At 47.7% G+C, this 16,170-nt stretch carries 14 protein-coding genes; 4 read left to right on the top strand and 10 right to left on the bottom strand.

Annotation, left to right across the window (positions count from 1 at the left end; translation table 11 throughout):
• Position 1: 1 nt before the first annotated feature.
• Both SATMO3_RS04125 and SATMO3_RS04120 read left to right on the top strand, forming a co-directional pair.
• The gene (locus tag SATMO3_RS04125) at positions 2 to 805 is read left to right on the top strand and encodes an ABC transporter ATP-binding protein (RefSeq protein WP_371377879.1); all 804 of its coding nucleotides are present in this window, start codon (positions 2 to 4) and stop codon (positions 803 to 805) included.
• A 59-nt stretch (positions 806 to 864) separates the two neighbouring features.
• Positions 865 to 1,857 carry an ABC transporter substrate-binding protein gene (locus SATMO3_RS04120; protein WP_371377876.1) on the top strand — a complete coding sequence of 331 codons (993 nt, stop codon included), beginning with the start codon at positions 865 to 867 and terminating at the stop codon, positions 1,855 to 1,857.
• Between the two features lie 150 nt (positions 1,858 to 2,007).
• Here SATMO3_RS04120 and SATMO3_RS04115 read toward each other — a convergent pair whose 3' ends face one another.
• From SATMO3_RS04115 to SATMO3_RS04105, 3 genes are all read right to left on the bottom strand, one after another.
• Complete coding sequence (locus SATMO3_RS04115; RefSeq protein WP_371381669.1) at positions 2,008 to 3,732, bottom strand: NADH-dependent [FeFe] hydrogenase, group A6; 1,725 nt, start codon at positions 3,730 to 3,732, stop codon at positions 2,008 to 2,010.
• Between the two features lie 184 nt (positions 3,733 to 3,916).
• The gene (locus SATMO3_RS04110; protein WP_371377873.1) at positions 3,917 to 5,248 is read right to left on the bottom strand and encodes an MATE family efflux transporter; all 1,332 of its coding nucleotides are present in this window, start codon (positions 5,246 to 5,248) and stop codon (positions 3,917 to 3,919) included.
• Positions 5,249 to 5,671: 423 nt separating this feature from the next.
• Positions 5,672 to 6,205 (bottom strand): hypothetical protein, encoded by a 534-nt coding sequence (locus tag SATMO3_RS04105; RefSeq protein ID WP_371377871.1) that lies wholly within the window; start codon positions 6,203 to 6,205, stop codon positions 5,672 to 5,674.
• 262 nt (positions 6,206 to 6,467) lie between these two features.
• On the opposite strand from SATMO3_RS04105, the gene SATMO3_RS04100 reads away from it, so the two are divergent.
• Positions 6,468 to 7,712, top strand: coding sequence for an NAD(P)/FAD-dependent oxidoreductase (locus SATMO3_RS04100; RefSeq protein ID WP_371377868.1), 1,245 nt, complete (start codon positions 6,468 to 6,470; stop codon positions 7,710 to 7,712).
• Positions 7,713 to 7,958: 246 nt separating this feature from the next.
• On the opposite strand, the gene SATMO3_RS04095 is transcribed toward SATMO3_RS04100, so the two are convergent.
• From SATMO3_RS04095 to SATMO3_RS04065, 7 genes are all read right to left on the bottom strand, one after another.
• Positions 7,959 to 9,161, bottom strand: a complete 1,203-nt coding sequence (locus tag SATMO3_RS04095) for an MFS transporter (RefSeq protein WP_371377866.1) — start codon at positions 9,159 to 9,161, stop codon at positions 7,959 to 7,961.
• Positions 9,162 to 9,410: 249 nt separating this feature from the next.
• Positions 9,411 to 10,346, bottom strand: a complete 936-nt coding sequence (locus SATMO3_RS04090) for a cyclase family protein (RefSeq protein ID WP_371377863.1) — start codon at positions 10,344 to 10,346, stop codon at positions 9,411 to 9,413.
• 43 nt (positions 10,347 to 10,389) lie between these two features.
• The gene (locus SATMO3_RS04085) at positions 10,390 to 11,178 is read right to left on the bottom strand and encodes an SDR family NAD(P)-dependent oxidoreductase (RefSeq protein ID WP_371377860.1); all 789 of its coding nucleotides are present in this window, start codon (positions 11,176 to 11,178) and stop codon (positions 10,390 to 10,392) included.
• Between the two features lie 39 nt (positions 11,179 to 11,217).
• The gene (locus SATMO3_RS04080; RefSeq protein ID WP_371377857.1) at positions 11,218 to 11,556 is read right to left on the bottom strand and encodes a cupin domain-containing protein; all 339 of its coding nucleotides are present in this window, start codon (positions 11,554 to 11,556) and stop codon (positions 11,218 to 11,220) included.
• Between the two features lie 58 nt (positions 11,557 to 11,614).
• Complete coding sequence (locus SATMO3_RS04075; RefSeq protein WP_371377854.1) at positions 11,615 to 12,262, bottom strand: 3-oxoacid CoA-transferase subunit B; 648 nt, start codon at positions 12,260 to 12,262, stop codon at positions 11,615 to 11,617.
• A 21-nt stretch (positions 12,263 to 12,283) separates the two neighbouring features.
• Positions 12,284 to 12,931, bottom strand: coding sequence for a CoA transferase subunit A (locus tag SATMO3_RS04070; RefSeq protein WP_371377851.1), 648 nt, complete (start codon positions 12,929 to 12,931; stop codon positions 12,284 to 12,286).
• 303 nt (positions 12,932 to 13,234) lie between these two features.
• A complete protein-coding gene (locus SATMO3_RS04065) occupies positions 13,235 to 14,782 on the bottom strand; it encodes a sigma-54 interaction domain-containing protein (protein WP_371377848.1) in 1,548 nt (515 codons plus the stop codon).
• Between the two features lie 204 nt (positions 14,783 to 14,986).
• Between SATMO3_RS04065 and SATMO3_RS04060 the strand changes: the two genes are divergently transcribed.
• Complete coding sequence (locus tag SATMO3_RS04060; RefSeq protein ID WP_371377845.1) at positions 14,987 to 16,168, top strand: acetyl-CoA C-acetyltransferase; 1,182 nt, start codon at positions 14,987 to 14,989, stop codon at positions 16,166 to 16,168.
• The last annotated feature ends 2 nt before the right edge of the window (positions 16,169 to 16,170 follow it).

The following is a 16,170-nucleotide window of genomic DNA, read 5'->3' as shown; positions in this document are numbered from 1 at the left end:
CATGCCGGAAAAATTTGAGGTCAGGCATCTGGATATCGCCTATGATGAAAGACTGATTGTAAAAGACCTGAATATACATATCCCTATGGGGAAAATCACAGTCCTGGTAGGAGCTAACGGCTCCGGCAAGTCCACCATCTTAAAAGCAATGGCCCGGTTAGTAAAACCGAAAGGCGGGGGTGTCTTTTTGGATGGCGAGTCCATCCATCACAAGTCTACCAGGGAAGTGGCCCGGCAATTGGCGATATTGCCCCAGAATCCCTCTTCCCCCGAGGGTATGACCGTATATGAACTCGTCAGCTATGGACGATTTTCCAGCCAAACAGGGTTCGGTTCGCTCACGCCGGACGACAGACAAATCATCGCCTGGGCGATTGAAGTAACAGGAATCGCCGCTTTCTGCGAGCTTCCGCTAAACCAATTATCAGGTGGTCAGCGCCAGCGCGCCTGGATTGCCATGGCACTGGCGCAACAGACCGACATCCTGTTTCTTGATGAGCCTACTACCTTCCTGGATATGGCCCATCAGTTGGAAGTACTCCAGCTCTTATACCGGCTAAACCGGAAAGAAAAGCGAACCATCGTGATGGTGGTTCATGACTTAAACCATGCCGCGCGTTATGCGGATCATCTGATTGCTGTCAGGCAGGGAAAAGTCCTGCAGCAGGGTGCGCCCCGGCAGGTGATGACTCCCGAAGTGCTGCGGGAAATATTTGGCGTCGAGGCAGATATTTTTCCTGATCCCAGAACCGGAATTCCCCTCTGTATACCGTATGGTCTGTCCACTATGCCGGCAAACTTTTAACACGCCGGCTTCCCTGAACTGACCTGGCAGAAATCTTGTACTCGTTAGGGAGGCTAACTATGCTTCGGGGAAAAGCAATATTTATAATCAGCTTATTTGCTATTGCCGCTGCCATCATTTTCTGGCTACTTTACCATAAAGGCCAGGCGCTCTGGCCTGCGGCTCAATCATTGACAAAAACCGCTGCAACACTGACTACAGGCGGACCTCCCGTTAAACCGGCTATGAAACGAGTCCGGACTGCACAGGGAGAAATTGAGATCCCGGTGGAACCCAAACGTATTGTCGCACTTTACTATCTGGGACATCTGCTAACGCTGGGCGTTACCCCGGTAGGGGCCAGCCAGGCCGAGTTAGAATATACCTTTCTTAAAGAGAAGGTTGCGGGGATTGCCAATGTCGGACAGTCCCTTGAAAAGATTGCCGCTTTGGAACCTGATCTAATTATTGCCATTGACAGACAAAACTACGAACAGCTTGCCAAAATTGCCCCCACTGTGGTCATTCCCTGGGATCATAAGGATGTTTATGAGGAATTGCGGGAACTGGCGGCTTTGCTGAACAAAAACCAGGCGGCGGAGACATGGATTACGGCTTTTGAGATAAAGGCTGAAAGAGCCCGGCAAAAGCTGGCTGGAGCCATTGCGGCAAGCGAGACGGTAGGCATATATGAGATTTGGGGTAAAGGCGTTTGGCTTATAAATATAGATTACGGCAGGGGCGCCCGCAACCTATATAAAACCTTTCAGCTTAAGCCGCCGGAAACGGCCGCAAAGTATATAATTGCGAAGGGCGACGGCATAAATCTTTCTTTGGAAACACTGCCTCAGTATGCGGCCGACCATATGTTTGTGCTTGTTTCTCCGGCGCAAGGCGGACAAAAGCAAGCCGGAGAAATCATGGAGAGCGATATCTGGCGAAACCTGCCTGCTGCTAAAAACAATCATATCTACGAGATTGACCGTAAAGAATTTTGGCCCAATGATCCAATCTCTTTGGAAAATCAACTGGACATTCAACTGGAAATGTTACTGTCGCGAAATAAAAAATAAGAAACACTGTCCCTGTCCCCGTGTTTTATCCATGGGCAAAACAAAAAACCCGCATAACATTTTTAGCGGGTTTTTAGGCTGACTCACAGTATTATTCTTTAAAAAAGGTCACATTAAGGGTGATAATTGGGTGTACGTTACATATCCCTTTTACCTGCGGACCTGCGCCTGGTAATGTGTGTGCAATAAATGGTGCGATTTTTTGCCCAGAGGTTCTCCCAGCCAGGTAGCATATAATTCCTGCACGGCCGGATTTTCGTGAGATTTGCGGATAGTTGCAGCTTCATCACATTCATAAATTGCGGCCATCCGTTGCTTGCGAATCTCAGGCGAGGTGGACAGCGGCTGGCCGCCCCCGCCGATACAGCCGCCGGGACAAGCCATGACTTCGATAAATTGATAGTCACCTTCACCTTTACGTATCTTGTCCAATATGATGCGGGCATTAGCCAACGTATGCGCAACCGCCACCTTTATTGATTTTTCACCGATAGTAACAGTTGCTTCCTTCATACCTTTAAACCCTCGTACATCATTAAATTCAATACAATCCAGCGGCTTACCCGTCAATATCTCGTATATCGTCCTTAAAGCCGCCTCCATCACCCCGCCGGTAGTGCCGAAGATGACGCCGGCGCCGGTAGATATACCTAATGGGGCATCAAACTCTTCCGGTTTCAACTTGCGGAACTCAAGTCCTGCCTCTTTGATCATCCGGGCTAATTCCCGCGTTGTCAGAGCGTAATCAACATCCCGATATCCACTGGACTGCATCTCTTCCCTGCCAGCCTCCACCTTTTTGGCAGTGCAGGGCATTATCGATACCGATACAATATTTTTGGGGTCGATATGAAATTTCTCGGCATAGTAGGTTTTTACAAGTACACCGAATATTTGTTGCGGGGATTTGGTTGTCGACAGATGCTCAAGCAATTCAGGATACATGAGTTCGACAAAATTGACCCAGCCGGGACTGCAGGATGTAATCATCGGCAGCGTTCCGCCATGAGTCAGCCGCTCGATAAATTCGGCCCCTTCCTCCATAATCGTCACATCGGCCGAGAAAGCGGTATCAAAAACCTTGTCAAAGCCAAGCCGCCTTAAAGCTGCCACCATTTGACCGGTTACAACCCGTGTGCCCGCATCCCCCAGATCTTCACCTAAGGCTACGCGAACCGCCGGGGCTGTTTGCACAACCACATGCTTGGCCGGATCATTTAGTGCGGCCCATACCTCTTTGGTATCATCTTTTTCCACAATGGCCGCAGTTGGACATACATTGGCGCATTGCCCGCAAAAGGTGCAGGCAGCCTCGTGCAGACCGGCGTTGAAGGCAGGCGCGACGGTGGTATGAAAGCCTCTGTTGGCAAAGGTATATACATTGACTCCCTGGAGTTCACTGCAGGCGCGAATACAGCGGCCGCAAAGTATGCATTTATTCTGATCCCGGACTAAAGCCGGATTGTCCGCATCCAGCCGGTAATTCTTCTTTTCGCCGTCGAACCGTACTTTACGAATACCACAGTCGGCAGCGATTTTTTGTAGCTCACAATGTAAATTCCGTTGACATGAGAGACAATCTTCCGGGTGATTGGCTAAGAGCAGTTCAACCACGGTTTTGCGGCCTTCACGTACATTAGGGGTGTTGGTTTTAACGACCATCCCTTCACTCACGGGAAAAACGCAAGAAGCTACAAGACTGCGCGCCCCCTCAACTTCAACCAGGCATATCCGGCAAGAACCTTCAGGTTTGTATTCAGGATGGTAACATAACGTAGGGATTTTTATGCCGATACTGCGTGCGGCTTCTAAAATAGTAGACTCTCCTGGTACTTGTACCTGTTGTCCGTCAATCGTTATATTCACCAGATCCAGCTAAATCACGTCCCTTCCGTGTAAAACCTCGTTCTAACCAGAAAAGCTTTAGATAGCCTACTACTATTATTTTGCTGGCAGGTTGATTAATACAAGGTAGTATCTGTATGCATTGTTAAACTCACCGTGCTTTAGCAATATTAGTCCTTAAAATAAAACAACCGGCTTGGTGTATGAGGAGTTGTTATATAGCCTTATTCCATCTGCCGGTTTCAAACCGCCACCACATTATTGCGCTCCGGACGAGGAAATCGGCCGCGGTTATCCACCAGGCCACTGTAATGGGCAGCTTCCAAATGGTGATACATAAATAGATCAGCGGCAGACGAACCAGCCAGATGCCTACTGTCGTCACATACATCGGCCACTTAGTATCGCCTGCCCCGCGCAGCGCCCCGCCCATGACATAGTTTAGAGCAAGGGTCGGCTGTTCCACTGCCGCTATTTTTACACACAACGAACCCCAGTAGAGGACTTCCGGATCTTTTATAAACAAAGCCGTCAATTGCTCAGAAAAAAAGAAAAATATTGCCCCCATGAGGCTCATAAGGCAAAAGCCAATCGAACGGGTCAGCTTAACAAACCGGGCGGCGCGGTGCGGTAAGCCCTGACCGAGCGAAATTCCTACCAGGGTCATCGCGGCCACAGAAAAGCCGAACCCTGGCAAAAAAGAAATTGATTCGACTTGCATAGCTATTTGATGGGCGGCGAATTGAACAGTGCCTACTCCTACCAGCAAAAAGGTGAAAACAATCCGGCCGCCTTGCATGGCAGCCTGTTCGAGCGCAGCCGGTATGCTCACCCGCAATATGCGTTTAACCTGGTCCTGACGGAATGTAAATATATCAGAAAATCGTAAATCGACCAGCGGAGTTCGCATCAGCATGATAACAGCCAGCGTTCCGCCCAGTGTCTGCCCCAAAACAGTTCCCCACGCCGCCCCGAATGCTTCCAGGCGCGGCAGGCCAATTCCATTAATCAGAAAATAGCTTACAACAATATTAGTCCCGTTATTAAGCATACTGACCCAGAAAGAATCAATGGTTCGCCCCACTGCCCGTAAAATAAAATTACTGACAGCCATAATCAGCAGTACCGGCGTAAACAGGAACATCATTCTCAGAAGATCGCTGGCTAGGCCGGCAACCGCGGCATCTGCATCCAATACGGTAAAGATTGCTGCTGCCGATGCATAACCACAAGCGGCAAGAATTGTTCCCAGTATGGCCGCAAGCATGACCGCCTGGCCGGCTATACTCCGCACCGCCTGATAGTTGCAGGCTCCCGCTTCGCGTGATATGATAGCCGCAGCTCCGGTACCGGCAGCAGCAAATGTTAACGTTGCCGCTATTTGCATCATAAGAGCCAGACTGACGGCTGCCAGGCTGACAGCCCCCAGATGCCCCACCATTGCAGTCACCAGTGTCCCGGCCAGCATCTGTCCTGACATATCGAGAATAACCGGCCAGGTCAGCGACCAGATTCGGGTCCGCATATATTGATTAACAGGAAGCATCAGTAACCTCCGAATTCGCCTAAGGATATTAGCCCTATAGCTATAGGTATAAAAAATCTTGACGTTGCGCTACTGGTAAAATCAGGAATGGAAAACAAAAAACAAAAAATCCGGTATTAACCCGGATGCAAAAATCATATCTCAGCTCTGTTTATAGTTATTAATCAGGGTGCTACCTTGCACCAGCGCTGTCAATGCCCTGCAGTTGCCCCAGGAACTGGCTGTAGCGCCCCGCAATCGTTTTTGTCCACCATTCGAAGATATTTAGCCACTTTATTATAGAAAATTATAATAATATTACTACTATGCGTCAAGATATAATTTTAAAACCGTGCGCTGAAGGCAACTATGCCCGTGCCTGCGTGTCAGGTGAATACGTCTGAGAAACACTGTCCCTGTCCCCGTGTTTTTACTGTTTCCCTCTCAATCGTCATTGTCCGGACGGTACTGACTTTCATCTTCACCGGTGCGTTTGGCCGCCGGCTGAGCTAAGAGCTCCAGGGGACTGCGCTGCTGCACGGTTGCTTGATCCAGAACTTTGAAGCTATAGCCCATGACGATACTGAATATTGACGAGGTAATATAATTCGAAAGCGCCGTGTTAAGCGGGGCCGGGATAGTTCCGGGAGTTTGAAACAGTGCAGTTAGTAAATAGATTACAAAGTATGGCGTAGTACCCAGCATCCAAGCCTTAAAAATAAGCTTGCGGCTGGTGACCAAAACCAGGAAATAAGCAAACAGGGAGCCGACAGCGCCGCACCAGCCAATATGAATGAATACTGAAAACAAGTGCTCGCCTGTACTGAACGGAGGCACATGACCAAAGATAAGAATTGCCGCCCAATCCGGCAGCCGCAGTGTAGTAAATCCCAAGGAATAGGAAAGATGGCTTAGTGCAGTTGCGACAACCCCGCCGATAGTTCCCGCCACAAAACCTCGATATAGTCTATCCTCCATTGTTGACGCCCCCAAGTTTGTAGTAATATTAGTATGTTGGCGGAGCGGCAGCGTTATGCAGTGCGACCGGATTGGCAGCGCGAGCGAAAAAAACAAGGTCCCTGTCCCCGTGTTTTACGAAAAAACGGTCAAAATAATTAAATGATGAGCCATAACTATAGTTTCAGTTTATTGTACAATAGTAAATAGTTATTTCACCTTAACGCCTTATTGCCTTATAGTAATACATAATATCATCGGAGCAGGAAGAGGAGCAATGGATATGAAAGAGCAAAAACCACACATCATTATCATCGGCGCAGGTTTTGGCGGTATTCGGGCAGCACGCAAATTAAGCAAATCAGACGTTCGGATTACACTCATTGATAAACATAACTATCACTTATTCCAACCATTACTATATCAGGTTTCAACAGCGACTTTGTCGATCGACGATATTGCCTATCCCGTGCGGGCAATGATCAAAAACCAGAAAAGCATTCTGTTCCGGATGGGCGAAGTTACTAAAGTGGACTTTGCTGCCAAGACTGTATTTATTGATACTAACGAACTCAGCTACGATTATCTGATATTGGCTCCCGGGGGAACAACCAATTTCTTCGGCCTGGACTCCATTGAGGAAAACAGCTTTGGTTTAAAAACGCTTGATGAAGCAGTAAACCTGAGAAACCATATACTGCATAAATTTGAACTGGCCTCTTATGAAACTGACCCTGCCAGGCGGCGCGCATTATTAACGTTTATTGTCGTCGGCGGCGGACCGACCGGCGTGGAGTCTGCCGGGGCCCTTTCAGAATTAATTTATCTTGTGATGGCTAAGGAATACCATACTCTTAATTTCAAAGAAGTGCGCATCGTGCTTGTGGAAGCCTCTGACAAAGTACTGGCCGCAATGCCGGAGGAACTACGCGAGGCAACAATTGAAAAACTAATCCGCAAACATATTGAAGTCCGTCTTTGTGTACAAGTTACTGAGTACGATGGGCAACGCCTTACTCTCAAAGGGGGCGAAATCATCCCGACCCAGACGGTAATATGGGCTGCAGGCGTAAAGGCGTCTTCCCTGGCGGCTCAGCTTAGCTGCCAGCATGATTCAGCGGGACGGATCATAGTTAATGAACATCTGCAGATACCTGATTATCCCGAAGTGTTTGCCATCGGCGATGCTGTCCATTTTCAGCAGGATGCCAGACCTTTACCCATGGTTGCCCCCGTAGCCATTCAACAGGCGGACACTGCGAGCAAAAATATAGCAAGCCTCCTTGCCAACAGGGAGTTGCAGGAATTCACGTACAAAGATGTGGGCAGCATGGCCACCATCGGCAGAAATGCCGCAGTGGTAAGTATGGGCAAACTAAAACTGGACGGCTTTATCGCCTGGGTAATCTGGTTATTTGTGCACATTTTACGGCTGGTTGATTTTCGCAACCGTTTTGTTGTATGCACGAAATGGGTTTGGGAATATTTATTTTACGAACGGCTTGTCCGGCTTATTACCCGTCAATAGCCAATTATCCCTAAAACATGAACCGGATTGCGAAGTAAGCCAATAATTCCGGTTGAATGGGATCAACAGCCAGCTAAGTAATCAAAATACTACTTGTACGACAGTAAAAAATGTGCTCCTTTGCTAGCAAACATACTATTGCAGCCAAAGGAGCGCATTCATTTTCCAAGCTTGATATTAGTGCTTCACCGGAGTTCCCTCAGCCCGGCTGGTAACACCGGTTTCGGGTCGAAGCGATTGTTCGGGCTAAGCGACTTCCGTCGGTTCTTCCGCTGTTTGATTTGATTTTTTCATTGCTGCGTAGAAAGCCACGATTGCGAAAACAATCAATATGCCGGCTGACACTTCACATAAGAACCGGTATGATGTAATGCCTGTAGTCGTTTGTATAATAAGCTGAACAAATGGCGCCAGTAAGAATCCGATATGAATACCGCTGGTTACGAACCCATATGCTGCATCCCTGTGGGCCTGTTCCACTCTCTGTGATGTTAAGTTCAAAATGTAAGGTGCAAGCATGCCAGAGCCAAAGCCAATCAAAAGGTTGGCGATAGATTGCGTTTCAAAGGAATGCGTAAAAGCCATGACTACGTAGCCGGCGGCAAAAATGGCTGCGGATATGGAAACGATATATTCTTTTGTTTTCTTGTAGAATTCAGGGAAAATGGCGCCGGATATAATGCTGGCGCCTCCCGGCAGGCAGATTGCTATGCCAATCATCCAGGGCAAGCCGATATTTTCCGTAGTCATAAACAAGGCCATGTTTTCAATATTAAAGGCAAAAAATATCCAGTTAACCGTCATGAAAGCAACTAAGGCATATACAATCTTGGGGATATTTTTACTTGGTAAATGCTGATCGGCTGCTGCCACGTGCTGCGCACTGGGGGGAGATTTTGGCAGGCCAAACATGGCAACCACCATGATGACAAGACAAACGGCAAAACATAAGAACGGATAGTTCCAGCCAAGCAGTAAAATGAAACCCACGGCAATACTATCAAGTACATTGGCAATGTTGGCCACACTGGTAGCTAAGCCAAGCATCCTTTGCCTTTCGGTACCTGTAAAATATTCGGCAATCATTGCATTCGGCAAAGGCAGTACAAGTCCAACTCCAATACCGGTAATCAAGCGGGAGATCAAAATCTGATTCATAGTTTGCGCCCAAAACGGCACTATGCCGGCGACGCCATAAATGAACAGACCTAAGAGTATCAGATTCTTTTTATCATATTTTTTCGCCAGTTTGCCGGCAATGACACTCATTGGAATTGATGTAAAAAACGGCATGATAACAATTAGCTGCAATTCGAAAGTTGAAGCACCGGGAAACGCTGCTGCCACCGAACCTAAAATAGGCGCAACTACAGAGAGTTCATATATCCAGACAAACGGTATCAACAGCATTGTAAAAACATTAAATTTTGTCAGTTTTAAATTTTTCATATATCCTCCTGCTATTTTTGTATTTCATTCAGGTTTAAAGAGGAGATCCTGGTTTTTCAGCTTTTGGGAGTATGCTAAGTTTGTAGCAGTTAAAACCTGAGGAAGGCAGGCTTTTGTGAATTTTCAGAATGAAGGGCACACAAAACAGGTGCAGCCGCAATACCGGTAAGAATCATATGCTGCTGCACCTGACTTATGCTTAACGAGCTTGGTTGACGAACCGTATTGGCCGGTTCGTCTGCTACTTATTTAGAATCCGCCATACGGATACACTCTGTCCGGAACCGGATTCAGATCATCTTCATCGATTTCGGCAACGCAGCGTGCCATGGAGCCATCGCCCAGGTACCAGCGCAGCGGGAAGCAGTAGAATCTGAAGCGCTTACCAGCAACCTTATCCAGATCGCCGCCAAGATTTTCAACACCGACGACGCCGTGCCCCAGCATGTACTTATGGCAGGGCTCCCAGGTGCCCCAGCAGCCGATAGCTTCCAGCTTGCCGAATTTTTTATCGTAGGCTTCTTTACCATGAACTTTGATATAAGTTTCTTTATCAAACTCGGCATATGCTTCAATACCGAACTGTTCGATATACTCTTCGGTGATAGGTTTGCCGGAAGCGCCTAAGAGGTTCATACGGGTCATGCCGTTGTTGCCCATTGCGGTGTGGAGAGGATGGTCCAGAGCCTGGCTATCCATAGCAACGCACTTAACCTTGTGCTCCACAAACCACTTGCCGGCATCGATGCCGGTACCAGAGGAGTAATGATAATACTCCTTGGAGTCATCGAACTTGCGATGCATACCGGTGTTCAGGCAGACAATCATGCCTTCCAGCTCGCTCGGCTTGATACCTACTTTTTCACAGGCGGCTTCAAGATGCTTGGGTCCAATCAGACCCCAGCGCTCAATCTCGATGGGGAGGCAAACGGCGTCGCCGGTGTATGCATCAACAGGCATCTCATGAGTGTAACGGGCTCTTCTGCCGTCGAATTCTACCTCCATAACGTGACGGGGAGCGTCGCAGTGCGTACCGGTGTGCATAGTGCAGGTGATCTTCTGCGTCAGAACGCCGCCCTTGGCCATAGTATGTGCATTATCGATTACCGGTTTTTCAAAATAAGGCCAGCGGGGAATTTCTGCGCTGAAGGGGTGTGTCAGATCAACAAATATTTTCTTACCCATAATAATAAAACCTCCCAGATTCTCTTTTAATTTATTTTGTTTATTAACAAGCCCAATAACCGCCTTCAACGGCGACATTTGCCCCAGTCATAAAATCACTGGCGCTGGAAGCCAGGAAAATGCAAGGTCCGATAAAATCCTCCGGCTCACCCAGACGCCCAATTGGCAGACGTTTTAAGAAGTTTTTATAAACGGCGCTTTCCGGGTCAAACATCCACTCCGTTAAATCGGAACGGAATACAGTCGGGTTAATTGTATTCACATTAATTTTGTATTTTTCGCTCCATTCGCAAGCCAGCGACTGTGCCATAAGGTCAATGCCGGCTTTGGCCGTGCAATAGCCGGTATAGCCGGCCATGCCATTTTTGGAACGGGCTGAGGACACCAGAATTAGTTTTCCGCCTTTGCCTTGCTCAACCATTTGCTGGCCGGTATATTTGCAGAACAGCCAGGTTCCCTGTACATCAGAAGACATAATTTTTTGCCATTCCGCTAAATCCTGCTCGAGAATGGGCTGGGCGTGATTGTAGCCTGCGGCGGTGACCAAGACATTGATTTCCCCGAATCTGGCGACGGCCTCCTTGACAATCCTGATAACGTCAGCCTCTACGGCCGGATCGCCGGTGGCGTAACCGCACTCAATTCCCTGCGCTTCCAACCCGGCGCACAAAGCTTTGCACTTGTCATCGCTGCGCCCGGTAACAAAGACTTTCATTCCTGCCAGACCGTAGCCAAAAGCAACAGCCCGGCCTAAAGATCCGGTTGCGCCTGTAATCACTGCTATTTTCCCTTTTACATCGAACAATTTGTTGACGAATTGTTTGTCAATCATGCTATTCTCCCTTTCATAGCGTTATGCCCGCTAACCTTATTAATAGCTAATAACGACTAAAACGGTGGCTATCTCATTGGTTTCGTTTATCATTTCCCTGCCTTCGTTTGGTCCAATAAACAAAGAGTCATTCTTCTTGAGAACAAATGTCTCCGTCTTGGACTTTACGGTGATTTCACCGTCGATAATAAAATAGATTTTTTCTGTTGGCGAATCTTCATAAGCGTACTCCGCACCGCCGCCAGGCAAGAAATACGACATCCCCATCCAGAATTTCGTGGCGCCCGTTTCTTCTGTACCTTGCAGCTTCATGGATCGCATGTCAAAATGTTTGGGCGCAAGATAGGGTTTAACATTGGCTAATTCAACCTTTTTCATGATAAATCCCTCCGTTTTTATAATAACGTCTCCATCTACCTTAGATGCCGGTATCACACTACACTTCCATTTCCTTCAGCTCAACAGAAATACTGTACTCTGCTTCGGTAGCTTCCTTGATGGTTTTGAGACTTACCCCGGGTGCGGTCTCCGTTAAAACCATTCCCTGCGGAGTTAATTTGAAAACACAATAGTCGGTTACAATCATATCGACAGCGCCGGCTGCAGTTAACGGCAGGGTACATTTCTTCAATATTTTGGCGACGCCGCCTTTGCCGACATGTTCCATAGCAACAATTACCCGTTTGGCGCCAACCACAAGATCCATAGCTCCACCCATACCAGGTACAATTTTACCAGGAACTGTCCAGTTGGCCAAATTGCCCTCCTGGTCAACCTGCAAAGCACCCAAGACCGTGGCGTCAAGATGTCCGCCGCGAACAATGGTAAAAGACATCGAGCTGTCAAAGGTTGCGCCGCCCTGTACTATTCCTGCCGGCTGACCACCGGCATTCGTCAGATCAGGATCAATTGTTTCCCCTGCAGGTCCGAGACCGACAAAACCATTTTCAGAATGCAGAATCACTTTCTTATCATTAGAAATGTAGTTGGCAACAAGCGTAGGAATACCGATGCCCAAATTCACTACATCGCCGTCATTAAGCTCTTTGGCGACCCGCCTGGCAATAAGCACTCTATTCTCCATAAACCTTCCTCCAGTCTCCCGCTAAGCTTGAACAATATAATCGACGAAGATTCCCGGCACCATCACTTCGTCAGGATCAATTTCACCCGCGGCTACAATGGTGTCGACTTCCGCAATAACAACATCGGCTGCCGTAGCGATGACCGGATTAAAATTCCGTGTTGACCTTCTAAATACCAGGTTTCCTTCCATATCGGCTTTGTTGGCCTTTACCAGAGCGACATTGGCCCGCAAAGGTTTTTCCAATAAAAAATTCTGGCCGTCAATGCTGATAGTCGGCTTGCCTTCGGCAACGATGGTCCCCACACCGGTTGCTGTGAGAACTCCGCCCAAACCGGCGCCACCTGATCGAATCCGCTCAATCAACGTGCCTTGCGGCGACAGTTCCACTTCCATTTCGTTAGCATTCATCTGGCGGCCTGTTTCAGGATTTGTGCCAACATGCGAAACAATTGCCTTTTTTACCTGCCGGTTCACGATGAGCTTGCCAATCCCCCGGTCTGGGTAGCCTGTATCATTAGCTATGACGGTTAGTTCCTTATACTCCTTATTAACCAGAGCGTCAATCAGTTTCTCCGGCGTTCCGTTGGCCAGAAAGCCGCCGATCATTACTACAAAGGAGTCTTGCACCTTTTCCACAGCCTGTTCTATGTTGATTATTTTTGACATTGTTGCCCCCTCAGTTACTAAAGTTTGAAGTTTGTCTATTCAGCCTTGTGCAATATTAATAGCAAAAACCGTGCCAAAAGGTAAAATAGTTGATTGATAATTTGATATTTTTTTATTATAGCGTAACTTTCTGATAAAAATAAACAACCACACTTTGTATGCCTTTTTTTGACCAAGTCGCAAAACAGCGTAATTTTTCAGCCCGGAAATAGCAGTTGATGATATTTATCATCACATTTTTAAGAAAATTAATACACTTTTATAGCAATGGCAATCCTTTTTAAAAGATGAAAAAACGCATCACTATTGATGCGTTTTTTCATCTTTTAAAACAATCCCCAGCCTCTTAGCCTTCTTCACAATGGTGGACTGATCGACTTTCAGTACCTTGGCCGCTTTTCTTGTACTGCCGCACAAGGCTAGCGCCTTTTCAATAGTCTTTTTTTCTATATTGTTTACAATCTCTTTAAGTCCCATTTCCTCTATAACCAGTTCGGACATATAGGAAGGATGTATGTTTAGCAAATTGCCGATCTGTTCATTGCTGATTGCCCTGCCCGGTTCAGACACGATAACAAGCCTTTCGATAATATTCTGCAACTCGCGGATATTCCCCGGCCAGGAGTATTGGCGCAGCATTTCAAAGCCAAGAGGTTCAATAACCGCGTTTTTACTATATTTCGAATTATATACCTCCATAAAATGGCGGGCTAAAATTTCGATGTCTTCCACGCGGGAGCGCAGCGGCGGAATATGGATAGGAAACACATTCAGGCGATAATACAGATCTTCCCGGAAGCGGCCCTGTTTTACCAGTTCTTTTAAGTCACAGTTGGTAGCCGACAAAATTCTCACATCCAGTTTAACCGGCTTCGCCCCGCCAATACGGGTTACCTCCTTATGCTGGATAACCCGGAGCAGTTTGGATTGCAGCTCCATAGGCATATCGCCAATCTCATCAAGCATAATGGTTCCTTTATCCGCGAGCTCAAACAAACCGGTCTTCCCGGTACTGGTAGCGCCGGTAAAGGCTCCCTTGGCATAGCCGAACAACTCGGCTTCCAGCAGATTAGACGGAATAGCTGCACAATTAACCTTAATAAACGGACCATTCTTTCTCACGCTGTTTTGATAAATTTCATCGGCTATTACTTCTTTCCCTGCGCCGGTTTCACCCGTAATCAAAACCGTAACATCCAGGCTTGCCACCTGCTCGATACTCTTGATGACCTGCCGGGTTTCCAGGCTATTGCCGATCAGCTTCTTTTGAAAATGGAGTTTTCGTAGATGTTCCACCTCCAAAGCACTTTTTATTTTATCCTTTTCTACGGCTTTGATTTGTTTTTGCGACGCTTCCAGATTAGCCTTCATTTGCAGCAAATCCGTAATTTCCCGGTCAATTATAACTACCTTCTTTACATTACCTTCGTCATCAAATACCGGACTGCCGGTAACCAGCATTTTCGTTCCGTTTCTTAAGCTTTCCCCCATAGCGTTAACTTGTTTTTTTTGTTTTAAGACTTCCGGGGTTACCGCATTGAAATAAACGCCTTCCTGTAAAAGCTCATCAACATACTTACCCAGTACTTCCTCCGGCCGAATCCCGGTAATCCTGGTATAAGCTTCATTGACGTACAACGTTTTCCCCTGACCGTCAGTAATATATATTCCGTCATACAGATGATCGCCGATCTCCCGGAAATCCAACTCCTTCGTCTCAGTAAGCTCATCAAGCACTTTCTTTAAACCTGTTGAAATTTCCCGGTATGCCGAGACATCCCAATGCTGTTTCTCTATTTTGCTGATAAGACCTTTTAGAATTGTTTCGCTTGTATTCCAGTTACTTCTCATAGTTCCCCCCAAAAAACACTGGTTTTCTGACCTCTCTCACTTCGTTAAACAAATAATACCCAATCCTGGCCAGGAAGTAAACACATGTCTATCAGATTATTCTGGCACAAAAATTGCATGTATTTTTAGCTGAACGCTTAACAACTGTCAGTTGCAGGCGACCAGCGCACAAGCCTGCGCAACTAAAAAACAGGAGGTTTAAGAATGAAAGAAGTTGTTATCGCCGCCGCCCAGCGGACAGCCATAGGCAGTTTCAATGGCAGCCTTGCCCCCTTATCGGCCCAGGACCTTGGCAGCAGGGTCATCCAGGCCACCCTGGAAAAAATCAATGTTGCCCCGGGTATGGTTGACGAAGTTATTTTAGGCAACGTACTCCAGGCCGGTCTGGGGCAGAATCCAGCCAGACAAGCCGCGCTCAAAGCCGGACTGCCTGTGGAAGTACCCGCTTACAGCATAAATAAGGTTTGCGGCTCCGGGCTAAAAGCTGTTAATCTGGCTGCTCAGGCAATTTTGGCAGGCGACGCGGAGGTCATTGTGGCCGGCGGTATGGAAAGCATGACCAATGCCCCTTATGTTCTCGACAGCAAAGCCCGCTGGGGATACCGCATGGGTAACAGCAAGGTGATTGATGTCATGATTCAGGATGGTTTGTGGTGCGCATTTAACGACTACCATATGGGTATTACCGCCGAAAATGTAGCGGAAAAATACGGTATTACCAGAGAACAGCAGGATCAGCTGGCTGCCGAGTCACAGGCAAAGGCCGTAAAGGCGATCGACAGCGGTGCATTTAAAGCGGAAATTATTCCGGTAACAATCAAAGGCAAAAAAGGCGATACCGTCATCGACACCGATGAATTTCCCAAACGGGATACAACCGTTGATACACTCGCAAAATTGCGGCCGGCTTTCAAAAAAGACGGTACGGTGACTGCCGGCAATGCTTCCGGCATTAATGACGGCGCCGCAGTACTTGTTGTTATGTCAGGAGAAAAAGCCAAAGCCCTGGGACTAAAACCGCTGGCGCGCATCATCGGCTACGGCTCAGGCGGAGTAGATCCGTCCGTCATGGGCATAGGCCCGGTGCCTGCGGTGCAAAACGCCCTCGCCAAAGCAGGTCTTACCATTGCTGATATCGACTTGTTCGAGGCAAATGAAGCCTTCGCTGCTCAATTCCTGGCCGTTGGCAAAGAATTGGGGCTTCCCAAAGAGAAAACCAACGTCAACGGCGGTGCAATCGCCTTAGGTCATCCGATTGGCGCCAGCGGCGCCCGGATTCTTGTATCTCTCCTCCATGCCCTTGAACAGCGTCAAGCCAAACGCGGCCTGGCCACACTGTGCATCGGCGGCGGTCAGGGAATTGCCACCATTGTAGAACGAATCTAAAA

The organism is Sporomusa aerivorans, from assembly GCF_041428895.1.
Lineage (GTDB): Bacteria > Bacillota > Negativicutes > Sporomusales > Sporomusaceae > Sporomusa > Sporomusa aerivorans.
This window is presented reverse-complemented; position numbering and strand designations above follow the sequence as displayed.

Excerpts from the sequence above, each read along its gene's own strand:
- SATMO3_RS04125 (WP_371377879.1), top strand. The coding sequence starts at position 2 with ATGCCGGAAAAATTTGAGGTCAGGCATCTGGATATCGCCTATGATGAA.
- SATMO3_RS04120 (WP_371377876.1), top strand. The coding sequence starts at position 865 with ATGCTTCGGGGAAAAGCAATATTTATAATCAGCTTATTTGCTATTGCC.
- SATMO3_RS04110 (WP_371377873.1), bottom strand. The coding sequence starts at position 5,248 with ATGCTTCCTGTTAATCAATATATGCGGACCCGAATCTGGTCGCTGACC.
- SATMO3_RS04105 (WP_371377871.1), bottom strand. The coding sequence starts at position 6,205 with ATGGAGGATAGACTATATCGAGGTTTTGTGGCGGGAACTATCGGCGGG.
- SATMO3_RS04100 (WP_371377868.1), top strand. The coding sequence starts at position 6,468 with ATGAAAGAGCAAAAACCACACATCATTATCATCGGCGCAGGTTTTGGC.
- SATMO3_RS04095 (WP_371377866.1), bottom strand. The coding sequence starts at position 9,161 with ATGAAAAATTTAAAACTGACAAAATTTAATGTTTTTACAATGCTGTTG.
- SATMO3_RS04090 (WP_371377863.1), bottom strand. The coding sequence starts at position 10,346 with ATGGGTAAGAAAATATTTGTTGATCTGACACACCCCTTCAGCGCAGAA.
- SATMO3_RS04085 (WP_371377860.1), bottom strand. The coding sequence starts at position 11,178 with ATGATTGACAAACAATTCGTCAACAAATTGTTCGATGTAAAAGGGAAA.
- SATMO3_RS04080 (WP_371377857.1), bottom strand. The coding sequence starts at position 11,556 with ATGAAAAAGGTTGAATTAGCCAATGTTAAACCCTATCTTGCGCCCAAA.
- SATMO3_RS04075 (WP_371377854.1), bottom strand. The coding sequence starts at position 12,262 with ATGGAGAATAGAGTGCTTATTGCCAGGCGGGTCGCCAAAGAGCTTAAT.
- SATMO3_RS04070 (WP_371377851.1), bottom strand. The coding sequence starts at position 12,931 with ATGTCAAAAATAATCAACATAGAACAGGCTGTGGAAAAGGTGCAAGAC.
- SATMO3_RS04065 (WP_371377848.1), bottom strand. The coding sequence starts at position 14,782 with ATGAGAAGTAACTGGAATACAAGCGAAACAATTCTAAAAGGTCTTATC.
- SATMO3_RS04060 (WP_371377845.1), top strand. The coding sequence starts at position 14,987 with ATGAAAGAAGTTGTTATCGCCGCCGCCCAGCGGACAGCCATAGGCAGT.